Raw genomic sequence first — 24,783 nt, forward strand, 5'->3', positions numbered from 1 at the left:
ACAGCCAACCAGGTCACCCATCATGCTGGACCGCATCCGAGCCTCCATTCCCGCCTTGCCGCCTGCGGAGCAGCGCGTGGCCAAGCTGGTGCTGCAGGACCCGCGCAGCTTTTCGTCGATGCCGGTGGGCGAATTGGCCGAGCGCTCGCATGTCAGCAAACCGACCGTCGTGCGCTTCTGCCGCAGCGTGGGCTATGACGGGCTGGCCGACTTCAAGCTGAAGCTGGCCGGCACGGTCAATGAAGGCGTGCCGTTTGTGCACCGCTCGGTGGACGAGGACGACAAGCCGGGTGACCTGATCGTCAAGGTGATCGACAACGCCGTGGCGGCGATGCTGAAGTACCGCAATGACGCGACCAGCCACGCTTTCGAGCGCGCACTGGTCGCGCTGACGACGACGGCGCAGGCCAAGGGCCGGGTCGAGTTCTACGGCGTGGGCAACTCCGGCATCGTAGCCCAGGACGCGCAGCACAAGTTCTTCCGCCTGGGCGTCAACGCCGTGGCGATGAGTGACGGTCATGTGCAGATCATGAGCGCGACGATGCTGAAGGCCGAGGACTGCGCCGTCATCATCAGCAACTCGGGCCGCAGCAAGGACCTGATCGACGTGGCCGAGATCGCGCTGCGCAAGGGTGCGACGCTGATCGTCATCACCGCCAGCAGTTCGCCGCTGGCCCAGCTGGCGCAGAACCAGAACCAGATCCTGCTGGCGGCCGACCATCCGGAAGATTACGACCGCTACAGCCCGATGGTCTCGCGCATGCTGCACCTGATGATCATCGACATCCTGACCACTGGCGTGGCCCTGCGCCTGGGCCAGGCCCAGCGGCCGGTGCTGCAGGAGATCAAGCGTAACCTGCGCATGCGGCGCTACGCGCAGCCGGAATAGCCCAGGCCCGAAAGGCACAACGGCCGCACGAACCTGAGGTTCGCGCGGCCGTTGGCCGTTTGGAACAGCAAACTCAGTGCGCCTGCAGCCCCAGCAGGTCCTGCACGCCGTACAAGGTGGCCAGCTCGACCAGCCGGGCCGGCGCGTTCAGCACCGCGAAGCGCCGCTGCTGGGCCTCGGCACTGCGCCGGCAGGCCAGCAGCACCGCCAGCGTGGCTGAATCGATGTGCGTCAGCGCAGCGGCGTCCACCTCGATCACCGGCTCGGTGCTGGCTGCGATCGCGGGCGTCAGCGAGGCCAGCGTGGCGCGCGCTTCACGCAGCGTCAGGTGGGCGGGCAAGGCAATCATGCGAGATCAGCCCTTGGAACCGGCTGCCGCCTTGTTCTTCTCGGCCAGCTTGGCGATCAGGCCATCGACGCCGCTGGTGCCGATTTCCTGCGCGAAGCTGCTCTTGTACTGCTCGACCAGCCAGACGCCCAGCACGTTGACGTCATAGATCTTCCAGCCTGCAGCCGTCTTCTCCAGCCGGTAGTCCAGCTGGATCGGCTCGCCCTTGCCCTTGATCTCGGTGCGCACGACGACTTCGGTGTCTTCGGCCGCAGCGCGATAAGGCTTCAGGCCCACGGTCTGGTCCCTGACCTGGGTCAGCGCGCCAGCATAGGTGCGCACCAGCAGGATCTTGAACTCGTCCTGCAGGCGCTTTTGCTGTTCCGGCGTGGCGGTGCGCCAGTGGCGGCCCACGGCCGAGGCGGTCATGCGCTGGAAGTTGACGTTGGGCATCACTTTCGCGTCGACCAGGGCAACGATCTTGCTGACGTCGCCAGCCTGGATCGCCTTGTCTGACTTCACCGTGTCGATGACCTCGGTGGACAAATCCTTGATCAGCGCATCGGGCGCGGTGGCTTGAGCGAACACGGCGGTGGAGACGAGGGCCGAGACGGCCACGGTGATCACGATTGCGGCGCGCGGGAACAGAGCGAACGACATGCCTGGATTTCCTTTCAGCGGGCGGACAGCCCGGTCAGTGCTTGCAGTCAACGCCCGGGCCCGGCTTCCAGCCGACGCGAGAGACGTGACGAGTTGTGTGTGCCTCAGGGCTTGGCCGGCACAGGTGCGCCATCGGCGTCGCTGTCGTCCGGCTCTTCCGGCGGGTTGCCGTCGTAGACCTGGTTGCGACGGCGAGCCAGGTAGGCGTCGCGCAGGAAGCTGTACTTGTCGAGCGCGATCGAGTCCAGCATCTGGCCCGCGTCCAGCAGCGACGCGCGGGTGCTGATCACGTTCAACACGCCGACGCCCAGCGACACGTTCGAGTCGTCGATGAAATAGGTCGGGCCGAAGTAGATGTTGGCCGGCGTCGCGGCCGCGTCGCGCACGGTCGACGGGCCGAGCAGCGGCAGCACCAGGTACGGCCCCGGCGGCACGCCCCAGCGGCCCAGCGTCTGGCCGAAGTCTTCACTCTGCCGCTCCAGGCCCATGTCAGTGGCCGGATCAAAGATGCCGCCCATGCCGATGATGGAGTTGCTCAGCACCCGCATCGTCATGCGCGCCGTGCCCTCGATCTTGCCCTGTAGCAGGTTGTTGACCGTGGACCAGACATCGCCCAGGTTGCCCAGCACGTTCTCGACGCCGGTACGCACCAGCTCCGGCACGACTTTCTTGTAGCCCTCGGCCACCGGCTTGAGCAGGTGCGCGTCCAGGCTTTCGTTGAACGAGAACACGCCGCGGTTGAAGGACTCGAACGGGTCGCGCTTGTTCGGGGTCGGTGCCGAGGGCTTGTCACCGGGCTCGGTGTCACGGTCAGCCTGGGCCTCCGCGGGAACCGCACTCGCCGGCTCCGCAGCGGGCGCCGCCGCGGCGTCGGATGCAGCTGGTGCTGGCGCCGGTGCGGTCTGCTGTGCGTCCGCCTCGGCTGGCGCGACCTGCTGCGTGTCCGTTGCGGGCGTGGCCTGAATGTCCTGCGACTGCTGGCTTTCGGAGGGCTCGGCGGCAACCGCGATGTCGTCCTCGCCCGCATGCGCGGCCAGGCTCAACACCAGCAGCGCGGCGGCAAGGCCACTGCGGCGTGTCGTCATGCTCATTTGGAATCCCCTGCACTGTCGGCGCCCGCATCGGCCGCCTTGTTGAACAAGAACTGTCCGATCAGGTTTTCCAGCACCACGGCTGACTGGGTCTGCTTGATCACGTCACCCGCGGCCAGGTTCTTGTCATCTGCCCCCGGCTCGATGCCCACGTACTGGTCACCCAGCAGGCCGGCCGTCAGGATCTTGGCCGATGAGTCCTTGGGGAACTGCACGCCCTTGTTGATTTCCAGCGTCACCAGGCCCTGGTAGGTGGCCGGGTCCAGTGTGATGGACTTGACCCGTCCGACGTTGACGCCGGCCGAACGCACAGGCGCGCGTGGCTTGAGGCCGCCGATGTTGTCAAAGCGGGCCTTGACCTGGTAGCCCTCGGTGCTGGAGAAGCTGGCCAGGTTGGCCGCCTTCAGGGCCAGGAAAACGATGGCGGCGGCGCCAAGCAGCACAAACAGGCCAACCAGGATTTCGATGCTTTTCTTGTTCATAAACAGTTCTTTCGTGCTCCCGCCTTGGGCATGGGATTCGACATGCAGCTCAAGGGGTGGAGAACATCAGGGCGGTCAGCAGGAAGTCCATCGCCAACACACCCAGGGAAGCAATCACGACGGTGCGCGTGGTCGCATGGGCCACGCCTTCAGGCGTGGCCTGGCTTTCATAGCCCTGGTACAGCGCCACCGAAGTGCAGATCAAGCCGAACACGCAGGACTTGACGACGCCGTTGCCCACGTCGCGAAACACGTCCACCCGCGACTGCATGATGGACCAGAAGTTGCCAGCGTCCACGCCGATCAGCAACACCGCAACGACATAGGCGCCGAGGATGCCGATGGCCGAGAACAGCGCGGCCAGCAGCGGCATCGAGATGATGCCGCCAAGGAAACGCGGCGCCAGCACGCGAGCACGCGGGTCGATCGCCATCATCTCCATCGCCGCCAGTTGCTCGCCGGCCTTCATCAGGCCGATCTCGGCCGTCAGCGAAGTGCCGGCCCGGCCAGCGAACAGCAGCGCGGCGACCACCGGCCCCAGCTCGCGAACCAGTGCCAGGTTGACGATCAGGCCCAGCGACTCGGCCGCCCCGTAGGTCACCAGCGCGTAGTACATCTGCAGCGCCAGCACGAAGCCGACCGCCATGCCCGAGGCCAGGATGATGACCAGCGAACGGTTGCCGATGGCGTGCAACTGCGTGACGACCAGCCCGAAGCGTCGCAGCGCCGCCGGCAGGAAGCGGATCAGGTCGAACAGGAAGAAGGTCGCATGACCCAGCGACTGCAGCACGCGCAACGTGGCGGCGCCCAGGCGCGCAACGAGGTCCATCACAGCGTGGCCCCCTGCGTGTCGGCGGCCGGTGCTGCCAGGCCCAGCTGCTCGGCCAAGGGCGCAGCCGGGTAGTGGAAGCGCACCGGCCCGTCGGGCTCGCCGCGGATGAACTGGCGCACTTCCGGCTCTTCGGACTGACTCAGCTCGGCCGGCGTGCCATGTGCCACGACCCGGCCGCCAGCGGCCATCAGGTAAGCGTAGTCGGCGATCAGGAAACACTCCTGCACGTCATGCGAGACCATCAGCGTGGTCGCGCCGGTGGCGTCGTTGAGCTTGCGAATCAGGTTGGCCGTCACGCTCATCGAGATCGGGTCCAGCCCGGCGAACGGCTCGTCGTACATGATGACTTCCGGGTCCAGCGCCACCGCGCGGGCCAGCGCGATGCGCCGCGCCATGCCGCCCGACACCTCGCTGATGCGCAGCGCCGCAGCGCCGCGCAGGCCCACCGCGTTGAGCTTCATCAGCACGATGTCGCGGATCATTTCTTCGCTCAAACCGCCATGCTCGCGCAGCGGGAAGGCCACGTTCTCGAACACGCTGAGGTCGGTGAACAAGGCGCCGAACTGGAACAACATGCCCAGCCTGCGGCGCAGCCGGTACAGCTGGGCCTTGTCGCGCACGTTGACTTCTTCGCCGTCGAACACCACCCGGCCGCTGTCGACGGCATGCACGCCGCCAATCAGGCGCAGCAGCGTGGTCTTGCCGCAGCCCGAGCCGCCCAGGATGGCGGTGACCTGGCCACGCTGGAAATTCAGCGACACGTCGTTCAGGATGCGCCGGCTCGGGTCGTAGCCAAACGTGACGTGGTCGATCTCGATCAATGCTTGGGACAAAGGCAAGCGCGGCCACCAGGACCGGACTCAAAGGGGTTGAAGACAAGAGGGGCCACGCGCAGCCAATGGCTGGGGACCGGAAAGTCAATGCGTAGGATACCGGATCTTGGCGTTTCGCCTGTGGCGCGGGGGTTTCCGGCGTGTGATACCGGGTTCAACCTGAAATGCCCGGCTGCTGAGCCTCTGTCGTTGGCGTCGCACGCAAGTCCCGTTGCCAATGCAATACCTCGGCGGCGCTGAAAGCGCGAAGACCCCGCCAACCATCGGTCGGCAGGGTCTTCTCAGTGGGAAAAGCGACTCTGGTCAGCGCGGCAGTTCGCTGTGGCCCATCAGGAATTCGTCCACCGAGCGCGCGGCCTGCCGGCCTTCGCGAATGGCCCAGACCACGAGCGACTGGCCGCGGCGCATGTCGCCTGCGGCGAACACCTTCTCAACCGAGGTGCGGTAGCCGTGGTGCGCCTCAGTGGTGGCCTTGGCATTGCCACGGTTGTCCTTGTCCACGCCAAAGGCTTCGAGGATGGTGCCGACCGGGTTCACGAAACCCATGGCCAGCAGCGCCATGTCAGCCTTCAGCAACTGCTCGCTGCCCGGCACTTCGACCATCTTGCCGCCCTGCCATTCGACACGAACCGTCTTCAGGCCGGTCAGCTTGCCCTTCTCGCCGACAAACTCCTTGGTGGCAATGGCGAACTCGCGCTGGCAGCCTTCCTCGTGGCTGGACGAGGTGCGCAGCTTGTACGGCCAATACGGCCAGGTCAGGGGCCGGTCTTCCTGCTCCGGCGGCGTGGGCATCAGCTCGAACTGGGTGACGCTGGCCGCGCCATGGCGGTTGCTGGTGCCCACGCAGTCGGAGCCGGTGTCGCCGCCACCGATCACGATGACGTGCTTGCCTTCGGCGCGCAGTTGACCCTTGAGCTTGTCACCGGCGTTGACCTTGTTCTGCTGAGGCAGGAACTCCATCGCGAAGTACACACCTTCGAGGTCGCGGCCGGGCACCGGCAGGTCGCGGCTCTGCTCGGCGCCGCCGGCCAGCAGCACCGCGTCGAACTCGGCCTTCAGCTGCTCGGCGCTGACGGTCTCCTTGGCCCAGTTGGTGACCTTGCTACCCTTGGGCAGCGCGCCGACCATCACGCCGGTGCGGAAGACCACGCCCTCGGCTTCCATCTGCTTGACGCGGCGGTCGATGTGCGTCTTCTCCATCTTGAAGTCGGGAATGCCGTAGCGCAGCAGGCCGCCCACGCGGTCGTTCTTCTCGAACACCACCACGTCATGCCCGGCACGCGCGAGCTGCTGCGCCGCGGCCAGGCCAGCCGGGCCGGAGCCGACCACCGCCACGCGCTTGCCGGTCTTGTGCTTGGCTGGCTGCGGCGCCACCCAGCCTTCGGCCCAGGCCCGGTCGATGATGGCGTGCTCGATGGACTTGATGCCCACCGCGTCGTCATTCACGTTCAGCGTGCAGGCGGCTTCGCAGGGCGCCGGGCAGATGCGGCCGGTGAACTCGGGAAAGTTGTTGGTGCTGTGCAGCACCCGGATCGCATTGCGCCAGTCGTTGCGGAAGACCAGGTCGTTGAAGTCCGGGATGATGTTGTTGACCGGGCAGCCGTTGTTGCAGAACGGCGTGCCGCAGTCCATGCAGCGTGCGCTCTGGACCTTGGCGTCATCGCTCTTCAAGCCGATGACAAATTCCTTGTAGTTCTTCAGGCGTGACTCGACCGGCAGGTAGCCCTCTTCGAGCCGGTCGTACTCCATGAAGCCAGTGACTTTTCCCATGATGTTTGATTCCTAGCTTGCTGCGGCTGGCTTATTTGGCGGGGACAGACTTGGAGGCTTCAACAGCCTTTGCCTTGGTCACCACTTCGCTGGCTTGTTGCTTAGCATGCATCTCGCCCAGCGCGCGCTTGTACTCGTGCGGGAAGACCTTGACGAACTTGGCGCGCGATTCGGCCCAGTGGTCCAGGATGTCGCGGGCGCGCAGGCTGCCGGTCCAGCGGTGGTGGTCCTCGATCAGTTTCTTCAGCGTGGCTTCGTCGGTCTTGCCGCGGTGGAACAGCGCCTTGTCGGTGCCGGCCTCCTGCTCGGCAGCAGGCAGCACCTTGTCCAGCGCCACCATCGCGGTGTTGCAGCGTTCGGCGAACTTGCCATCTTCGTCGTAGACGTAGGCCACGCCACCGGACATGCCGGCCGCGAAGTTGCGTCCGGTCACGCCGAGCACCGCGACGGTGCCGCCCGTCATGTACTCGCAACCGTGGTCACCCGTGCCTTCGACCACTGCTGTGGCGCCCGACAGGCGAACCGCGAAGCGCTCGCCGGCCACGCCGCGGAAGAAGGCCTCGCCGCTGGTGGCACCGATCAGCGCGGTGTTGCCGACGATGATGTTGCGGCTGGCGTCGCCGCGGAAATCGATGCTGGGGCGCACCACGACCCGGCCGCCAGACAGGCCCTTGCCGGTGTAGTCATTGGCCTCGCCGATCAGGTACAGCGTGATGCCGGGCGCCAGGAAAGAAGCAAAGCTCTGGCCGCCGGTACCTTCCATCTGGATGAAGACGGTGTGGTCCGGCAGGCCTTCGGGGCGGTGGCGGATCAGCTCACCAGAGAGCATGGCGCCGACCGTGCGGTTGACGTTGCGCGTGTCCTCCATGAACTGGACCTTTTCGCCCTTCTCGATGGCAGCACGGCACTTCTCGATCAGCTTGCGGTCCAGCGCGCGGTCCAGGCCATGGTCCTGCGACTCGACATGGAAGCGCGGCACATCGGCCGGCACTTTGGGCTGGTGGAACACGCGGCTGAAGTCCAGGCCCCTGGCCTTCCAGTGGCCGATGGCCTTCTTGGTGTCCAGCAGGTCCGCGCGGCCGATCAGCTCGTCGAACTTGCGGATGCCCAGCTGCGCCATGATGCTGCGCGCTTCTTCGGCAACGAAGAAGAAGAAGTTCACCACGTGCTCAGGCTTGCCAGCGAACTTCTTGCGCAGCACCGGGTCCTGCGTGGCCACGCCCACCGGGCAGGTGTTCAGGTGGCACTTGCGCATCATGATGCAGCCTTCGACCACCAGCGGCGCGGTGGCGAAGCCGAATTCGTCGGCACCCAGCAGTGCGCCGATGATGACGTCGCGACCGGTCTTCATCTGGCCGTCTGCCTGCACGCGCACGCGGCCGCGCAGCCGGTTCAGCACCAGGGTCTGTTGCGTCTCGGCCAGACCCAGTTCCCACGGCGAGCCGGCATGCTTGATGGACGACCAGGGCGATGCACCGGTGCCGCCGTCATGCCCGGCGATCACGATGTGATCGGCCTTGCACTTGGTGACGCCCGCGGCAATCGTGCCCACGCCGACTTCCGACACCAGCTTGACGCTGATGCTGGCGCGCGGGTTCACGTTCTTCAGGTCATGGATCAGCTGCGCCAGGTCCTCGATCGAATAGATGTCATGGTGCGGCGGAGGCGAAATGAGGCCGACGCCTGGCACCGAGTGGCGCAGCCGGCCGATGTACTCGGTCACCTTGCCACCCGGCAGCTGGCCGCCTTCGCCGGGCTTGGCGCCCTGGGCCATCTTGATTTGGATCTGGTCGGCAGAGACCAGGTATTCGGTCGTGACGCCGAAGCGGCCGGAAGCAACCTGCTTGATGCGCGAGCGCAGGCTGTCGCCGTCCTTCAGCGTGTAGTCGGACTCGATCACGTCGGCGCCCACCACGTCGGACACCTTGGTGCCAGCGTTGATGGGGATGCCCTTCAACTCGTTGCGATAACGCGCAGGGTCTTCACCGCCTTCGCCGGTGTTGCTCTTGCCGCCGATGCGGTTCATCGCGATGGCCAGCGTCGAATGGGCCTCGGTGGAGATGGAGCCCAGCGACATCGCGCCGGTCGCGAAGCGCTTGACGATGTCGGCCGCCGATTCGACCTCTTCCAGCGGAATGGCCTTGCTCGGGTCAAACTTGAACTCGAACAGGCCACGCAGCGTCAGGTGGCGGCGACTCTGGTCGTTGATCAGCTGGGCGTATTCCTTGTAGGTGTCGAACTTGCCCGAGCGGGTGCTGTGCTGCAGCTTGGCAATCGCGTCGGGCGACCACATGTGGTCTTCGCCGCGGGTGCGCCAGGCGTATTCGCCGCCGGTCTCCAGCATGCCTTCGAGCAGCGGGTCTTCGCCGAACGCGGCGCGGTGATTGCGCAGCGCTTCTTCAGCCACTTCGAACACACCGATGCCTTCGACCTGCGTGGCCGTACCGCGGAAGTACTTGGCGACCATGTCGCGGTTCAGGCCGATGGCCTCGAATAGCTGGGCGCCACAGTAGGACATGTAGGTCGACACGCCCATCTTGGACATGATCTTCGACAGGCCCTTGCCGATGGCCTTGACGTAGTTGTAGATCGCCTTGTCGGTCGAAAGATCAGCCGGCAGGTCGGCGTGCATCGCCGTCAGCGTCTCCAGCGCCAGGTACGGGTGCACGGCTTCCGCGCCGTAGCCCGCCAGCACCGCGAAGTGATGCACCTCGCGCGCCGAACCGGTCTCGACGACCAGGCCGGCCGTCGTGCGCAGCCCCTCGCGCACCAGGTGGTGGTGCACGGCCGAGAGCGCGAGCAGCGCGGGGATGGCCACGTGTTCGCGGTCCATCGCCCGGTCGGTGATGATCAGGATGTTGTGGCCGCTCTTCAGCGCGTCCACCGCTTCGGCGCACAGCGAAGCCAGCTTGGCCTCGACGCCGGCCTTGCCCCAGGCCAGCGGGTAGGTGATCTTCAGCTCGTAGGGCTTGAACTTGCCGCTGGTGTGCGCCTCGATCGCGCGCAGCCGCGCCATGTCCTGGAAGTCCAGGATGGGCTGGGCCACTTCGAGGCGCATCGGCGGGTTCACCGCGTTGATGTCCAGCAGGTTGGGCTTGGGGCCGATGAAGCTGTTCAGCGACATCACGATGGCTTCGCGGATCGGGTCGATCGGCGGGTTCGTGACCTGGGCGAACAGCTGCTTGAAGTAGCTGTAGAGCGGCTTGTTCTTGTCCGACAGCACGGCGAGCGGCGAGTCGTTGCCCATCGAGCCGATGCCTTCTTCGCCGGCAATGGCCATCGGCGCCATCAGGAACTTGATGTCTTCCTGGGTGTAGCCAAAAGCCTGCTGGCGGTCCAGCAGCGCCTCGGCGAAGCTGGTGGGGGCCGCAGCGCTGGCCGGCACGTCGTCCAGCTTGACTCGCACGTTGTCGATCCACTGCCGGTACGGGCGGGCGCTGGCGAACTGGTTCTTCAGTTCAGCGTCGTCGACGATGCGGCCCTGCTCCAGGTCGATCAGGAACATCTTGCCCGGTTGCAGGCGCCACTTCTTGACGATGCGGTTTTCGGGAATGGGCAGCACGCCGCTCTCGGAAGCCATGACCACCAGGTCGTCGTCGGTGACGATGTAGCGCGCCGGGCGCAGGCCGTTGCGGTCCAGCGTTGCGCCGATCTGCTTGCCGTCGGTGAACACCATGGCGGCCGGGCCGTCCCAGGGCTCGATCATCGAGGCGTGGTACTCGTAGAACGCGCGGCGGCGCGGGTCCATCTTCTCGTGCTGTTCCCAGGCCTCGGGGATCATCATCATCGCGGCCTGGGCGAGCGGGTAGCCGCTCATGGTCAGCAGTTCCAGCGCGTTGTCGAAGGTGGCGGTGTCGGACTGGCCTTCAAAGCTGATCGGGTAGAGCTTCTGCAGGTCGTCGCCGAGCACCGGCGACTTCATCACGCCTTCGCGGGCCCGCATCCAGTTGAAGTTGCCCTTGACGGTGTTGATCTCGCCGTTGTGCGCCACCATGCGGTACGGGTGCGCCAGCGGCCATTCCGGGAAGGTGTTGGTCGAGAAACGCTGGTGCACCAGCGCCAGGGCCGAGACGGTGCGCGGATCGGCCAGGTCCTTGTAGTATTTGCCGACCTGGTCGGCCAGCAGCAGGCCCTTGTAGATGATGGTGCGGCAGCTCATGCTGGGCACGTAGTACTCGCGGCTGTGCGTGAGCTTCAGGCGCTGGATGGCGGCCGATGCCGTCTTGCGGATGACGTAGAGCTTGCGTTCCAGCGCGTCCGGCACGATCACGTCCTGCCCGCGGCCGATGAAGACCTGGCGGATCACCGGCTCGGTGGTGCGCACGGTGGGCGACATCGGCATGTCGCGGTCCACCGGCACGTCGCGCCAGCCCAGCAGCACTTGGCCTTCGGCCTTGATGGCGCGCTCCAGTTCCTGCTCGCAGGCCAAGCGCGAAGCATGCTCCTTCGGCAGGAAGATCATGCCAACGCCGTATTCGCCCAGCGGTGGCAACGCCACGCCTTGCGCCGCCATTTCTGCGCGGAAGAACTCGTCCGGGATCTGGATCAGGATGCCGGCGCCGTCGCCCATCAGCTTGTCCGCACCCACCGCGCCGCGGTGGTCCAGGTTCTCCAGGATCTTCAGGCCCTGCTCGACGATGTGGTGCGCTTTCAACCCTTGGATGTGGGCCACAAAGCCGACACCGCAAGCGTCATGCTCCTGCGCCGGGTCATACAAGCCGCCTTCGGCGAGCGCTTCGATTTCTTGGCGGGTAGGTCCCGTGGCGGCCTGGGTCATGGCGCAATCCTCGACGGTAGCTGGGGAATGCCCCTAGTGTGCGCAATAACGCCTCGCCCTTCAAGTTCTATAAATTGGGGTCAGAGTCAATTAAATGAGCCACAAACCCGATGCAAGCATTTAAATGGGGACAGAGTCATCTGTGACAGCTGGCTTTCGTGGCCGACCACGCGACTTGGGGACCAAAGGCCGCGCCAGATCCTGTGCCAACTGCTGCATGAAACGTGGGCTGCCGAGCGGCTGCGCCTTCAAAAGGCTGCTCGTCAGGCGTTGCCGCTCGGATTCGGAAACCCCCTCTTCCAGCCATCGCCTGTAAGCCGCTTCTCGCTCGAAAGGCGTGTTGCCGAGCTGCCAAAACGCGGGATGGTCAGTCACCAGCGGATCGCGGCGCTGCCCAAGGTGGTGCGCCATGCTGGACCACGGATAGTCAAGCAAGCCGGAGACCAACCCGGCACGATGCGGGTTGAGCTCGATGTAGCGCAGGCAGCTCAGCAAGTGGGTGTCCGCGTCGACCAGTTGGGAGCGAAAGCGGCCTTCCCAGAGCGTGCCTGAGCGCTGATGCTTGTGGTTGAACCAGCCCACATAGCGACGGCCAAGGCTTTGCATCATGCGGCTGAGGCCCTCGACTGTCTCGGGCGTGGCCAGCAGGTGCACGTGGTTGCTCATCAACACGTAGGCATGCACGGCCACTTTGTGCTCATGTGCCACGTCTCGCAGGATGTCCAGATAGCGCTGACGGTCAGCGCTGTCGATGAAGACGTCAGCGCGGTTGTGCCCGCGCTGGATCAGGTGATGCGGGTATCCCGCGACCGACATTCGAGGTTGGCGAGCCATGCCGGCAGTGTAAACAAATCGACTCCGACCCCATTTTTGGGGTCGGAGTGTCTGCGGCACAAGCTGGTGTCAGCGCTCCAGGAACACTTGCCTGCCGGTGAGGCGTTGGTGCTCCCGGGTGGCGAAGCGGTCGGTCATGCCGGCGATGTAGTCGGCAACGCGCCGGGGGCTGATGCCCTCCGTGGTCTCAGGCTCGCGGTACTCTTCCGGTAACTGGCGGGGGTCGTCGAGGTAGGCGGCGAACAGCTCGGCAATGATGCGGCGACCCCGCTCGGTGGTGTCCATGACCTGCGGGTGGCGGTACAGCTCACGAAAGAGGAAGCGCTTGAGCTCGGCGCTGGCATGGCGCATGTCGGTCGTGAAGCGGATCAGGGCAGGATGCCGGCGCACCTCGTCGCAGGAAGCAGGCGCCGCGGTTGCGAGCGATGCCGACGCACTGGCAATCACGTCATAGACCTGGGCCGAGAGCATGCGTCGGATGATTTCCGCAAGCAGGCGGCGTGGCGCCTTGCCTGCCAGACCAGGATGGTCACGCTGGACTTCCTCGTCGAAACGGGCGAACAACGGAACCTCTCGCAAGGCGGCCAGGCTCAGCAAACCCGAGCGCACGCCATCGTCAATGTCGTGCGCGTTGTAGGCAATCTCGTCGGCCAGGTTGCACAGCTGCGCCTCCAGGCTGGGTTGCGTGCCGTCCAGGAACCGGCGCGCGACACCCGATGGTTCGCGGGCTTCGATCTGCTGGGCCAATGGCAACGGGCAGCGCTTCAGGATGCCCTCGCGCGTCTCCAGGCACAGGTTCAGACCATCCCATCCGGGGTAGCGCTGTTCCAGCGCGTCCACCACCCGCAAGCTCTGCAGGTTGTGCTCGAAGCCACCGTGCTCGGCCATGCAATCGTTCAAGGCGTCCTGCCCTGCATGACCGAACGGCGTGTGGCCCAGGTCATGCGCCAACGAAATGGCCTCCACCAGGTCTTCGTTCAGCCCGAGGCTGCGCGAAATGGAGCGCCCGAGCTGGGCAACCTCCAGCGAATGCGTCAGGCGCGTGCGGAACAGGTCGCCCTCGTGGTTGAGGAACACCTGCGTCTTGTAGACCAGCCGACGAAACGCGGTGCAATGCACGATGCGATCCCGGTCACGCTGGAAGTCGCTGCGTGTCGGCGCGGGTGGCTCGGCGACGCGCCGACCACCCGGACTGGTCGGAGGCACCGCGTAAACCACCCACAGCGGCGAACCCCGGCTGTCCGGAACGCTCACGCGGAGCAAGCCTCCAAGGTCTGGCGCACCAATGCCTCCGGCGCTGGCCGCACGACGGCCGAGCCGATGCGGTCGATCAACACGAAACGGATGTCGCCGTCTTCGGCCTTTTTGTCCACGCGCATGTGCCGCATGTATTCGTCCACCGGCAGCTTGGGGCCAAGCACGGGCAAGCCGGCTCGTTGCAACAGCGCCGACAACCGGACCCGAAATCCTACCGGCATCAACCCCAGTCGCTCGGACAAGTCCGCGGCCATCACCATGCCCGCGGCAACAGCTTCGCCGTGCAGCCAGACACCAAAGCCGAGACCGGCCTCGATGGCGTGGCCAAAGGTATGGCCAAAGTTGAGAATGGCACGCAGCCCGCCTTCCCGCTCGTCGGCCGCCACCACAGCCGCCTTGATTTCGCAGCTGCGACGCACCGCATGCATCAGCGCATCCGGCTTGAGGGCAACCAGATCGTCGATGTGATCTTCGAGCCACCCCAGGAAAGCCGCATCGGCAATCGGCCCGTACTTGATGACTTCCGCCAACCCGGCAGCCACCTCGCGAGGCGGGAGTGTCTGCAAGGTGTCCACATCGCAGAAGACACGCAGCGGTTGATAAAACGCGCCGATCATGTTCTTGCCAAGCGGGTGATTGATGGCGGTCTTGCCCCCGACGGAAGAGTCCACCTGTGCCAGCAGCGTGGTCGGCACCTGCACGAACGGCACGCCACGCATGTAGCACGCAGCTGCAAAGCCGGTCATGTCCCCGATCACGCCGCCGCCGAGCGCAACAAGCACGGTCTTGCGGTCACATTCGTGGCCCAGCAATTGATCGAAGATCAGGTTCAGCGTCTGCCACGTCTTGTGATGCTCGCCCTCCGGCAAGGTCACAAGGTGAACCTTTGCAAATCGGCCTTGCAGTCGGGCCTGCACTGCTGCCGCGTAGAGCGGCGCCACAGTGACGTTGGTGACCAACACGGCAACTGCAGCCCGGGGCAGGTCCGCCCAAAACTCGTCGCTCCGAAGCAGATCCGACCCGATCACCACCTCATAGGCGCGCTCGCCCAAGCTAACGGGCACACGCACCGTTGGCGAACTCAAAGTCAAATTCGTTGGCATGCCGCCAGTGTATGCGGCCGCATCAGCCGCCCGATCTTCCCCTGAACAGATCCGGCCGGGCCAGTTCAAGTTGCATGGCCACCAGATGGGCCAAGGTCACAACAGAACTGCGGCCGGTGTCGACAGAGAAGTCAGCAATCTCTCGGTAGAGCGGGTCCCGCTGGGCGAAGAGTTCGCGCAGGCGAACCAAAGGGGGCACACCCTTCAGCAAAGGGCGTTGTGTATCGTGCTGCAGTCGCCGGGCAAGATCTTCCACCTGTGCTCGCAGGTAAACGACAAGGTTGCCTCCACCTTTGAGCGCCTGACGGTTGGCCACGCGCAGAACGGCCCCCCCTCCGGTGGCCACAATCACGTCCTGTTCCAAGCTAAGGCGCGTAATCACCGCCTCTTCGACATCCCGAAACGCTACCTCGCCATGCAGTTCGAAATACGCAGAGATGGAGCAACCGATTTGCTGCTCTATCTCATGGTCGGCGTCAGCGAAACGCCAACCAAGGTGACGTGCCAATTGCCGGCCGATGGTGGACTTTCCGCTACCCGGCAGGCCAACCAAGCCTACCATCATGGAAGGCAAGACTCGGCAATTAATTCGAAGTCGCCACGCACGCGCCTGTTCCGTAAGGACTCACGGTGAATGGAAGATCAGTAGATGTATCCGCCGTTTGCTCGGCTGGCCAACTCAACCAGCTACTGTACGTGCCGACCCCCTCGCTGGTCGAAACCTTAGCCGCGACCTTCAGCGTATAGGCAACCCATGAAGCAGAGCTTTGCAAATACTGGATTCGCACTTTCATCTGCCCATTGACATCGGTGACCTTCGAATCAATGTAGCTGACCGACACATCGGCCGCACGAGGCGCCAACTGCCCGTCGAGGTCCAAGTCTTCGCCAGCGTCGAGGGTTCCATTGGCATTCGCATCTTCATTGGCGCAGGGACTAGCACCAGAGGACAGATATTGCTGCCAAGCATTATCCGCATCCAGGCCCCAAGCGCCCTTCAGAAAATAAGGCAGCGTCACCGTCGGGGTGATACTGGCGCCCTTCACTGGATAACCAGCGCTGTCGACCACTTGAACAGTGAATTCCTGAACATAGGTCTCGGAAGTATCGCCGTCAACGATCAGGTCACTCGCGCCAACGGAAACTGAGATCGGCGAACCGGCATCGCCGCTCGACCCAGATCCACCGCTTGTTCCATCGCCACCGCCAACGACTGGCGTTCCGGCGCTACCACTCCCGCCGCCACCGCAAGCTTGCAATGACGCCACAACCGCAAGCATCCAGGCTGCAGCGAGTTTTCTCCGAACCATCATTTCCCCTCAATTCCTCTAGACCGTGAGCCGAGTTTCGAAAACTTCAGCGCGCGGCCGATCTGTCCGTAATGATCTTTGGCGTGATGAACATCAGCAATTCCGTCTTGTTGTTGTAGCGCACAGTGTCTCTGAACAGCACGCCAAGATAGGGAATGTCACCAAGCAGCGGGACCTTGTTGACCTCATCACGCTCTTCTTGCGTAAAGATGCCACCGATCACAACTGTACCGCCGTTCTCTACCAACACCTGGGTTTTCACGTGCTTGGTGTTGATCGCCGGGCCTGCGGTTGTGTTGTCGCCTCGACTGTCTTTATTGACTTCCAGAGCCAGAATCACATTACCTTCAGGCGTGATTTGCGGCGTCACTTCCAGACGCAGACTCGCCTTCTTGAAGGACACCGCGGTGGCGCCGCTTGACGAAGCGATCTGGTAAGGAATCTCGACGCCTTGCTCGACTTCGGCCTTGCCTTGGTCGGTGGTGATCACCCGCGGGCTGGACACGATCTTGCCCTTGCCTTCCGCCTCCAATGCGCTCAGTTCCAAGTTCAGGAATCGATTGGCCGAGGCGCTGAAAAGTGAGAGTGCCATGGTGGCTGCAGACGCAGTGCTGATGGCACTGGTATTGGCCGGCAGACTTACGAATTGGCTGTTGGAGTAAGCGGTGTCGGTACTCTGTTGATTGGTCTGATACCCGACCTGATTGTAATTACCGCCCACAGTCACATAGTTACTGCCCCCGACCGAATACCCAGGCACACCGCCATTGACGCCACGAAGGTCAGTCGCACCCAGCTTGACACCAAGGGCACGACCGAATTTGTCATCGGCCTCCACAATCCTAGCCTCGATCAGCACCTGTCTCACCGGGATGTCAATCTTCGAAATCATCGTCGTAACCTCTTCCAATTTGGAAGCGATGTCCGACACAAATAGTTGGTTGGTTCGCGATTCAGCGAGCACGGAACCCCTAGGCGAAAGAATTCGCGTCGCGTTGGAACCTGTCCCACCGGCAGAACCTCCACCTGAGCCGCTGGTCTGGCCGATCAACGCTTTGGCAATCTCCTCCGCCTTGGTGTAGTTGAGTTGATACGACTGGGTACGCACCGCCTCAAGTTCGGTGATCTTCTTTTTCGCCTCAAGGTCAACCTGCTCCTTGGCCGCCAACTCCTCCTTGGGCGCAATCCAAAGCACGTTGCCAGACTTGCGCATGCCCAGACCCTTGGCCTGCAAGATGATATCCAGCGCATGATCCCAGGGCACATCCTTCAGGCGCAGCGTAACGCTGCCGGTGACAGTGTCACTGGTAACCACGTTGAAATTGGTGAAGTCGGCGATGACTTGCAGCAGCGCGCGGACTTCGATGTTCTGGAAGTTCAACGACAGCTTCTCACCCTGGAAGCCGGGACCCTGCACCAGTTTGTTCGGATCCATGCGCACCGGACGAACTTCCAACACGAATTGCGTATCGGTCTGATAGGCACTGTGCTCCCAGGCACCGCGAGGCTCGATCAACAGACGAACTCGGTCACCATTTTGCACAGCCGAAATGCCTTGCACAGGCGTGCCGAAGTCGGAAACATCCAACTTGCGACGCAGACTCTCTGGCAGGGTGGAATGCAGGAACTCCACCACCAAATTCTGGCCCTGCTGCCGCAAATCTACGCCGACTTGGGTGTTGGCCAGCCCCACTACGACGCGCCCAGCGCCATCTGGGCCACGCCGGAAATCAATGTCCCGAAGCGCCAGCTGTTCGGAATTCTGGTTGGTGGCGAAATGCACCGCATCCTGGGCAGCACCTGCTGAAGCCTGCGAATCCAACAGGATCAAGAGCGTTTTGCCTTGAATCTCTGTCTTGTAGGAAGTTGCCTGTTTCAGGCTCACTACCAGCCGGGTGCGATCACCAGAATTGGCAACGTTGACAGACCGAACATTACCCTGGTTCACCTCGACGCTAGATGTCCCCAAGCCATTGGTGACACCCGGCAGATCGATGGCCACCCGAGGCGGCGCCTGGACCACGAACCCGGTGGGTGCAGACGCCAAAGGCTGGCTGAGTTCAACCCGAATCACTTCGCCATTGGCCTGTTGCGAACCGGTGACCGAGCGAATGACGTTTTGCGCCACAGCCAGGCCCGGCGCCATCATCCCGATCGACAGCGCCAGGGCTGCCGCGTACCAACTGCGCATCTTGCGTGACTCCAACCTGTTGTTCATTGCCCCGACTCCTGAAGCTGGAGGGTACTGGTGCGTTCAATCCACTCGCCAGAGGCGTCTTGCACGATTTCACGCAACTCAAGCTCGGTTTCGGAAATCTTGGTGATCTTGCCGAAATTCTGACCCAGATAATCGCCCGCCTTCACGTAGTGCAGCAGCCCCTGAACCTTCAGCAATGCATGAGGCTGGCCCCCTCGATTCACGCTGCCGACCATCTTCATGCCATCCAGAGGAAACGACTCCAACGGTTGCTTCCGGCGGCGCATTTCAGCCGTGAGGATCGCATTTGAGCCTCTCGCATCAAGTCGTGTCCCCGCCACCATCTTGCCCGCACCAAACGGCTCCGGCGCAGCACTGCCAACATAAGGCTCCGGCTCGAATTTCCGCGGCGGTAAAATCGGTTGCACATTCGGCTTAACCTCTTTCGCCTGTTGATCCATCCAGGCCTGAATCTCCTGGTTGTCACCAGAACAGCCAGCCATCAACAGGATCAGTCCCAACCCAAGCCAAGTCAAAAACTGCCGACTCATGACTTGCCCTTCTTCTTTGCGCTCACCTTTGCAGCAGCCTCTCGCTTGACCTCAGCCACTTCGGCTGGGTCCAGATAGCGGTAGGTCCGCGCTGTGGCTTCCATGACCAAGGCACCCGAGTTGTCCTTGGCTGTAGTGGGCGTGATAACCAAATTGTGTAAGGTGACGATGCGCGAAAGATTGGCGACATCCCCAGCGAATGAACCAATGTCGTGGAAGCGACCGGACACCCGAATGGCGATCGGCAACTCGGCGTAATAGTCCTTCACCACCACCTGCCCCGGCCGGAAGAGCTCAAATTGCATGCCCCGCCCAACACCGGCCTGATTGATGTCCGACAGCAGCGCATCCATCTCAGCCTTGCCTGGCAATTGCTTTTCCAACTGAGTCACATACTCCTGAACCTGTTCTTTTTGCTTGCGTAACTCTTCCAGATTGACAGCCTGGGTGAGCTTCTGCCGATATTCTGTCTTCAGTTTTGGCTCAAGGTCTCGGGATTGCGCCAAACGATCTGTTTCATCACTGATCAATAACAGCCAGCCCACCACCACAGCCACGATGGCAGCCAATAGCCAGACCACAGCCTTTGGCAGTATCGGCCACTGTCCGGGCTCCTTCGGATCCAAACCCTGGAACTGACCGCCCGCCGCACGCAGCGATGCCCCGACGTCGATTTGAGAGGTTTTTTTCTGTGTCGCCATGGCCAATACTCAGGACACTTTGGGGGTCGCAGGCTTGCCCGGTGCTGCGCCGCTGGCGGCCCCCGCAGGCGGAGCGGGCCGCTTGATCGACACTTTGATGGAAAAATCAAACAACTTGCGTTGATCCTTGCCAATCAGAACGTTGGCGGACTTGCTTTCCACCAACTCAGGACGCTCCAACCACGTGGAGTTGTAGGCGGTGTTGCGCAGCAACTCGGAAACACGCTCATTGGTCTGGGCAACGCCACTGACAGTGACCTGATTCCCACTTTGACGGACGGCAGTCAGATAGACACCCTCGGGCGTCTGCTTGACAAGCTCGTTCAACAGATAGACCGGCACATTCCGATCCGTCTGGAGGTTTTCCACAGCGTTTTGTCGCGCCTTCAAGGCTTCGATTTCAGCCTTCAAGTCCGCGATGTCCTTGATCTTGACTTCGAGCTTGGTGATTTCCGTCTTCAGAAAGCTGTTTCGGGAGTTCTGCGCGGCAGTCAATTGCTGCAACACGAGATACCAAAGCAGGACGATACCGGCACCCACAATGGCTGCCAGTCCCAGGGCCGCGAAAAATGCCCGTTTGCGTTCCTGCCGGCGCGCCTCCCGGTGGGGCAACAGGTTGATCAGGATCACTGCACAAATCTCCGCATGGCCAAGCCGCAGGCCGTGAGGTACGACGGCGCCTCACGCTTGAGCTTGGCCTCCCGCACCGCCGGCCCTAATTTCATGTTCTCGAAAGGATTCACCACGCGCGAGGCGAAACCGGTGACGTCCTTGACGCGTTCGCGCAGCCCGGTCATGGATGCCGCGCCACCCGCCAGCATCACGTAATGCACCTTGTGATGCGGTGTGCTGGTGAAGAAATATTGCAAAGCACGGCCAATTTCATGTGCCAAGCTGTCCACAAACGGCGTCAGCAATGTGGGGCCATAGTCTTCGGGCAGATCGCCACTGAGCTTTTTCTGCTCCGCCTCTTCATACGAAAAACCGTATTGCCGCGAGATCAACTGCGTGAGTTGGGCACCCCCGAAAGATTGGTCGCGGTCGTACAGCAACTCGTCTTCCCGCAGGACCTTGAGACTGGTGGTATCCGCGCCAATTTCAAACAGCGCGACCAAAGCGTCCTTGCCTTGGTCAGGCAAAGCGGCCACCAGCCGCGTCATGGCCAGACGGGAGGCATGCGATTCAATGTCCAGCACAACCGGCGTCAACCCAGCCGCCTCGGCCAGGCCTTGCCGGTCCTGCACGCGGTCTTTTCGCGAAGCAGCGATCAACACATCCACATCACCGGCCGAATTCGAATTCGGGCCAATCACACAGAAGTCCAGGCTGACTTCGTCCAGCGAGAACGGGATGTATTGATGCGCTTCGGTTTCGACCTGAAGTTCCATCTCTTCTTCGCGAAGACCGGCAGGCAGCACGATGCGCTTGGTGATGACCGCTGCGGCCGGCATGGCCATCACGACGTGCCGAGTGCGCGTGCCGCTACGGGCCACGACGCGCCGCACCGCATCGGCCACTTCGTCAAATTTCTCGATTTGCCCATCCACGATCCAGCCTTTTTCAAAAGGCTCGCTGGACAGTCGTTCGAGCACCAATTCGCCGGACGATGACTGACCCAGTTCAACCAGCTTGACGCTGGATGAACTGATGTCGAGACCCATCATCTGGGGATGTTTCTGGCCCAGAAAGCGATCAAGAAAACCCACGGGAGATGGCTCCAGCGACACCGTGAACGGGCGCAAAGTTAACAAAGCACTTCAATGCTAGCAGCAAGCTTGTTGACGAACCAAGGATTTCCCCGGAACGAATCCGCGTGTCCGTTGCGCCAGACCGACTGATTGGTAAGCAAACGATACCAGTGCGGAACCTTTGCGCTTCCGCCCCAAAAGCTGTGCTCGCCCCTGCGCTGGTGGCCTGGGCCAACGGCAGTTGAAGCAACTTCCACTTCCTATAATCGGCAGCCCAACGGGAGAACCATGAGCGACGCCGACCCCAACGATCCCGCCTCTTCCTCATCCAAAGGTCCCGGCAAGCACTCCAGTTCGAACCCGGCCGTCGCCCCCGCTTCGCGGGCGGTGGCTGCACTGTTGCGAGTGTTGGCGGCGCTGTTTGGCACGGCCTTGGCACTGGGAGCGGCCGGCCTGATTTGCGGCGGCATTGCGTTGGCGGTCGCCTACCCGAATCTGCCGGAGCTGGACGCGATCACGGACTACCGCCCAAAGCTGCCGCTGCGAATCTTCTCCGCGGATGGCGTCCTGTTGGGCGAATATGGCGACGAACGGCGGCAGTTCACACCCATTGCCGAGATTCCAGACGTGATGAAACACGCGGTGCTGGCGATCGAAGACGCCCGCTTCTATCAACACAGTGGCGTGGACTACCTGGGCGTGCTGAGAGCTGGCGTTGCGCAGTTCGGTGCCGCAGGCAGCCAGGGCGCATCGACGATCACGATGCAGGTTGCGCGTAATTTTTACTTGTCGACCGAGAAGACGATCACTCGCAAGCTTTACGAGGTGCTTCTGGCGCTGAAGATCGAGAGCGCTCTGAGCAAGGACCAGATCCTTGAGATCTACATGAATCAGATCTACCTGGGGCAGCGCGCGCACGGCTTCGCGGCCGCCAGCGAGATTTACTTTGGCAAGCCATTGCGGGAGCTGACCGTGGCGGAGGCGGCGATGCTCGCCGGGCTACCGAAGGCGCCGTCAGCTTACAACCCGATCGCCAACCCGCGCCGGGCAACAGTGCGGCAGCGCTACATCGTGGACCGCATGCTGGATAACGGCTTCATCACCGCCGAGCAGCGCGAGACCGCCCTCGCACAAACCTTGAAATACCGCACGCCAACCGAGGTGCCAGTGCATGCGGAATACCTCGCGGAAGCAGCGCGGCAATTGATGTTTGCCCAATACGGCGCTGATACCTACACCCGCGGGCTGAACGTGCAGTTGACGGTGCAAGCCGCCGATCAGGCCGCCGCATACCACGCGCTGCGCAAGGGTCTGATGGACTTCGAGCGGCGGCAGGTCTACCGCGGCCCGGAAGCCTATGTGGACCTGCCGGCAGACCCCAAGGCGCTGGACGCACGCATTGCGGAAGCGCTGGCAGACCATCCGGATAACGACGAATTGAAGGCCGCCGTGGTGCTGGAGGCGTCGCCAAAGAAGGTCATTGCAGCACTGCAATCCGGCGAGGCGCTGACGATCACTGGAGAAGGCCTGAAGCCGGCGACCTCCGGCCTGTCAGACCGCGCAGACCCGAAGGTGCAAGTGCGACGCGGCGCCATCGTGCGGGTACTGAAGACGGTCAAGGGTGACTGGACACTGACCCAGCAGCCGGAGGTCGAAGGGGCGTTCGTATCGATGGAGCCGCAAACCGGCGCCATCCGCGCCCTGGTCGGCGGCTTTGATTTCGGCAAGAACAAGTTCAATCACGTGACACAGGCGTGGCGGCAACCGGGTTCCAGCTTCAAGCCCTTCATCTATTCGGCGGCACTCGAAAAAGGCTTCACGCCAGCCACGGTGGTTAATGACGCACCGCTGTTCTTCGACGCCGGCAGCACCGGCAGCCAACCGTGGGAGCCGAAGAACTACGACGGCACCTTCGACGGCCCCATGTCGCTGCGGCGTGCACTGGCGAAGTCCAAGAACATGGTGTCGATCCGCGTGCTGCAGGCCATTGGCGTGCCCTATGCGCGCGAATGGATCACCCGATTCGGCTTCGAGAAGGAGCGCCACGATCCTTACCTGACGATGGCACTGGGGGCGGGCTCGGTCACGCCAATGCAGATGGTGACCGGCTACAGCGTGTTTGCGAACGGCGGCTACCGCGTCAACCCGGTCTTGATCGCGCGGGTGACCGACACCCGCGGCCGCGTGCTGCATGAAACCCGGCTTGCACCGCCTGATGAATCGCTGCGCGTCATCGAACCACGCAACGCCTTCATCATGAGCAGCCTGCTGCAGGAAGTCGCACGCTCCGGTACGGCGGCTCGCGCGCAGGCCACACTGAAGCGGCCGGACATCTACGGCAAGACCGGCACCACCAATGACTCCATGGACGCCTGGTTCGCCGGCTTCCAGCCTTCGCTGGCAGCCGTCGTCTGGATCGGCTACGACAATCCACGCAAGCTGGGGGACCGCGAAACCGGCGGTGGACTGTCATTGCCCGTCTGGATCGAGTTCATGGGCCAGGCGCTCAAAGGTGTGCCGGTGGCCGAAGTGCAGCCCACGCCAGGTGTGGTCAACGTGGCGGGCGAGTGGTACTACGACGAGTTCAGTGGTAGCCAGGGCGTCAGCAGCCTGAACACGGAAGAACACCTGCCCACGCCGCCAAATGAGGACGAGAAGAAAGGCATCCTGGACCTGTTCCGGTAGGTAGCCCCCATCCCGACCTAGCTCGCTTGCCACCGTGTGAACTGGCGTCAAGCGAGCGCCCGAGGCACCGCGCCGCCGTCAGTCAGGCGCCAGTGAACAGCAGTGCCACGCCAGCCTGCGCGCTGGCGTGATGCGAAAGACTGTGGAACAGTTCACTGCCATCGCGCGTATCGACCCACCGGCCAGCCGCCACGTCACGTCGGTAGTGAAAACCGCCACCTCGCGCCGCCAGCCAGATCTCGTGCAGCGGCGGCTGGGTGTTCAGGATGATCTTGCTGCCGTTGGGGAACGACAACTCCAGCAGGCCGCCGGTACGGTGGGTGTCGATGTCGATCACATCCCGGTCCAGCCACTGGTCGATCTGAGCTTCGACGCTGGCGAGCGCCAAGTGAGCCAGTTCGTGGTATTGCGCGTCGGTCAGGGTCGGAGCTGTCGTGGTCATCGCTAAAATTCAGTCATGCCGCATTGCGTGATGTTCAGTGTAGTGGCGCCGCAAAAGCGAGCACCTTTGAAGACCTCTTCGTCGCATGCCTTCTGTGGCCTGCCGCGAACTGCAACGCTGGCTGCAGGGCTGGCCCTGGCACTGCTGTGCGCTGGCTGCGGCCAACGGGCCAATTTGGTGCTACCCGATCAGGCATCAACCAAGCCGTCTCGCGCCTCAGCAACTTCTCCGGCCTCCACCGCGGCGCCGGCAGCGAGCGCAAGCCAGCCCTGAGTGACGCAGGCCGACTCAACAACGTGAGTCGCGCCTTGGCAAGAGCCGATGTGACAGAAATAAAAAGGCGCTTTGCGCGT

General features: G+C 63.1%; 21 protein-coding genes. 2 read left to right on the plus strand and 19 right to left on the minus strand.

Annotated elements, in window-relative coordinates; all coding sequences use genetic code 11:
* Positions 1 to 22 precede the first annotated feature (22 nt).
* Positions 23 to 889 (plus strand): MurR/RpiR family transcriptional regulator, encoded by an 867-nt coding sequence (locus AC3WR5_RS06360; RefSeq protein ID WP_141285352.1) that lies wholly within the window; start codon positions 23 to 25, stop codon positions 887 to 889.
* Between the two features lie 73 nt (positions 890 to 962).
* Here the strand turns inward: AC3WR5_RS06360 and AC3WR5_RS06365 are convergent, their stop codons facing one another.
* The 18 genes from AC3WR5_RS06365 to AC3WR5_RS06450 all read right to left on the minus strand — a co-directional run bounded on the left by AC3WR5_RS06365 (position 963) and on the right by AC3WR5_RS06450 (position 21,321).
* Positions 963 to 1,238, minus strand: a complete 276-nt coding sequence (locus AC3WR5_RS06365) for an STAS domain-containing protein (protein ID WP_141285332.1) — start codon at positions 1,236 to 1,238, stop codon at positions 963 to 965.
* A gap of 6 nt (positions 1,239 to 1,244) precedes the next feature.
* Complete coding sequence (locus tag AC3WR5_RS06370; protein ID WP_492482837.1) at positions 1,245 to 1,877, minus strand: MlaC/ttg2D family ABC transporter substrate-binding protein; 633 nt, start codon at positions 1,875 to 1,877, stop codon at positions 1,245 to 1,247.
* Positions 1,878 to 1,981: 104 nt separating this feature from the next.
* Positions 1,982 to 2,968: an MlaA family lipoprotein gene (locus AC3WR5_RS06375; RefSeq protein ID WP_492482839.1), complete on the minus strand. Its 987-nt coding sequence runs from the start codon at positions 2,966 to 2,968 to the stop codon at positions 1,982 to 1,984.
* Positions 2,965 to 3,450: an outer membrane lipid asymmetry maintenance protein MlaD gene (mlaD, locus tag AC3WR5_RS06380; protein ID WP_141285338.1), complete on the minus strand. Its 486-nt coding sequence runs from the start codon at positions 3,448 to 3,450 to the stop codon at positions 2,965 to 2,967. Before mlaD ends, AC3WR5_RS06375 begins: the two co-directional genes overlap by 4 nt.
* A 49-nt stretch (positions 3,451 to 3,499) precedes the next feature.
* Positions 3,500 to 4,279: a lipid asymmetry maintenance ABC transporter permease subunit MlaE gene (gene mlaE, locus AC3WR5_RS06385; protein WP_141285340.1), complete on the minus strand. Its 780-nt coding sequence runs from the start codon at positions 4,277 to 4,279 to the stop codon at positions 3,500 to 3,502.
* Positions 4,279 to 5,121 carry an ABC transporter ATP-binding protein gene (locus AC3WR5_RS06390; RefSeq protein WP_141285342.1) on the minus strand — a complete coding sequence of 281 codons (843 nt, stop codon included), beginning with the start codon at positions 5,119 to 5,121 and terminating at the stop codon, positions 4,279 to 4,281. The genes mlaE and AC3WR5_RS06390 overlap by 1 nt, the downstream gene beginning before the upstream one ends.
* 297 nt (positions 5,122 to 5,418) lie before the next feature.
* Entirely contained in the window at positions 5,419 to 6,885 is a 1,467-nt protein-coding gene (locus AC3WR5_RS06395; RefSeq protein WP_492482842.1) for a glutamate synthase subunit beta, read from the minus strand.
* A 31-nt stretch (positions 6,886 to 6,916) separates the two neighbouring features.
* Positions 6,917 to 11,662, minus strand: a complete 4,746-nt coding sequence (locus AC3WR5_RS06400) for a glutamate synthase-related protein (RefSeq protein WP_492482844.1) — start codon at positions 11,660 to 11,662, stop codon at positions 6,917 to 6,919.
* A 120-nt stretch (positions 11,663 to 11,782) separates the two neighbouring features.
* Positions 11,783 to 12,496, minus strand: a complete 714-nt coding sequence (locus AC3WR5_RS06405; protein ID WP_492482846.1) for a transposase — start codon at positions 12,494 to 12,496, stop codon at positions 11,783 to 11,785.
* A gap of 69 nt (positions 12,497 to 12,565) precedes the next feature.
* Positions 12,566 to 13,750, minus strand: a complete 1,185-nt coding sequence (locus tag AC3WR5_RS06410) for a deoxyguanosinetriphosphate triphosphohydrolase (protein WP_492482848.1) — start codon at positions 13,748 to 13,750, stop codon at positions 12,566 to 12,568.
* Positions 13,747 to 14,856, minus strand: a complete 1,110-nt coding sequence (aroB, locus tag AC3WR5_RS06415; protein WP_492482850.1) for a 3-dehydroquinate synthase — start codon at positions 14,854 to 14,856, stop codon at positions 13,747 to 13,749. Before aroB ends, AC3WR5_RS06410 begins: the two co-directional genes overlap by 4 nt.
* A gap of 22 nt (positions 14,857 to 14,878) precedes the next feature.
* Entirely contained in the window at positions 14,879 to 15,421 is a 543-nt protein-coding gene (locus tag AC3WR5_RS06420) for a shikimate kinase (RefSeq protein WP_492482852.1), read from the minus strand.
* Between the two features lie 19 nt (positions 15,422 to 15,440).
* Positions 15,441 to 16,136 (minus strand): hypothetical protein, encoded by a 696-nt coding sequence (locus AC3WR5_RS06425; protein WP_492482854.1) that lies wholly within the window; start codon positions 16,134 to 16,136, stop codon positions 15,441 to 15,443.
* A 76-nt stretch (positions 16,137 to 16,212) separates the two neighbouring features.
* Positions 16,213 to 18,384 (minus strand): type IV pilus secretin PilQ, encoded by a 2,172-nt coding sequence (locus AC3WR5_RS06430; protein ID WP_492482856.1) that lies wholly within the window; start codon positions 18,382 to 18,384, stop codon positions 16,213 to 16,215.
* Positions 18,381 to 18,914, minus strand: a complete 534-nt coding sequence (locus AC3WR5_RS06435; RefSeq protein WP_492482858.1) for a pilus assembly protein PilP — start codon at positions 18,912 to 18,914, stop codon at positions 18,381 to 18,383. Before AC3WR5_RS06435 ends, AC3WR5_RS06430 begins: the two co-directional genes overlap by 4 nt.
* On the minus strand, positions 18,911 to 19,615 hold the full coding sequence (locus tag AC3WR5_RS06440) for a type IV pilus inner membrane component PilO (RefSeq protein WP_492482860.1): 705 nt from the start codon (positions 19,613 to 19,615) through the stop codon (positions 18,911 to 18,913). The genes AC3WR5_RS06435 and AC3WR5_RS06440 overlap by 4 nt, the downstream gene beginning before the upstream one ends.
* A 9-nt stretch (positions 19,616 to 19,624) precedes the next feature.
* On the minus strand, positions 19,625 to 20,245 hold the full coding sequence (locus AC3WR5_RS06445; protein WP_492482862.1) for a PilN domain-containing protein: 621 nt from the start codon (positions 20,243 to 20,245) through the stop codon (positions 19,625 to 19,627).
* Positions 20,242 to 21,321, minus strand: coding sequence for a pilus assembly protein PilM (locus tag AC3WR5_RS06450; protein WP_231011952.1), 1,080 nt, complete (start codon positions 21,319 to 21,321; stop codon positions 20,242 to 20,244). The genes AC3WR5_RS06445 and AC3WR5_RS06450 overlap by 4 nt, the downstream gene beginning before the upstream one ends.
* A 270-nt stretch (positions 21,322 to 21,591) precedes the next feature.
* Here AC3WR5_RS06450 and AC3WR5_RS06455 point away from each other — a divergent pair, with 270 nt between their 5' ends.
* Positions 21,592 to 23,988, plus strand: a complete 2,397-nt coding sequence (locus AC3WR5_RS06455) for a penicillin-binding protein 1A (protein WP_492482864.1) — start codon at positions 21,592 to 21,594, stop codon at positions 23,986 to 23,988.
* Between the two features lie 82 nt (positions 23,989 to 24,070).
* On the opposite strand, the gene cyaY is transcribed toward AC3WR5_RS06455, so the two are convergent.
* Entirely contained in the window at positions 24,071 to 24,430 is a 360-nt protein-coding gene (gene cyaY / locus AC3WR5_RS06460; RefSeq protein ID WP_492482866.1) for an iron donor protein CyaY, read from the minus strand.
* Positions 24,431 to 24,783: the final 353 nt, after the last annotated feature.

It is taken from the genome of Ideonella sp. FW305-24, from assembly GCF_058788035.1.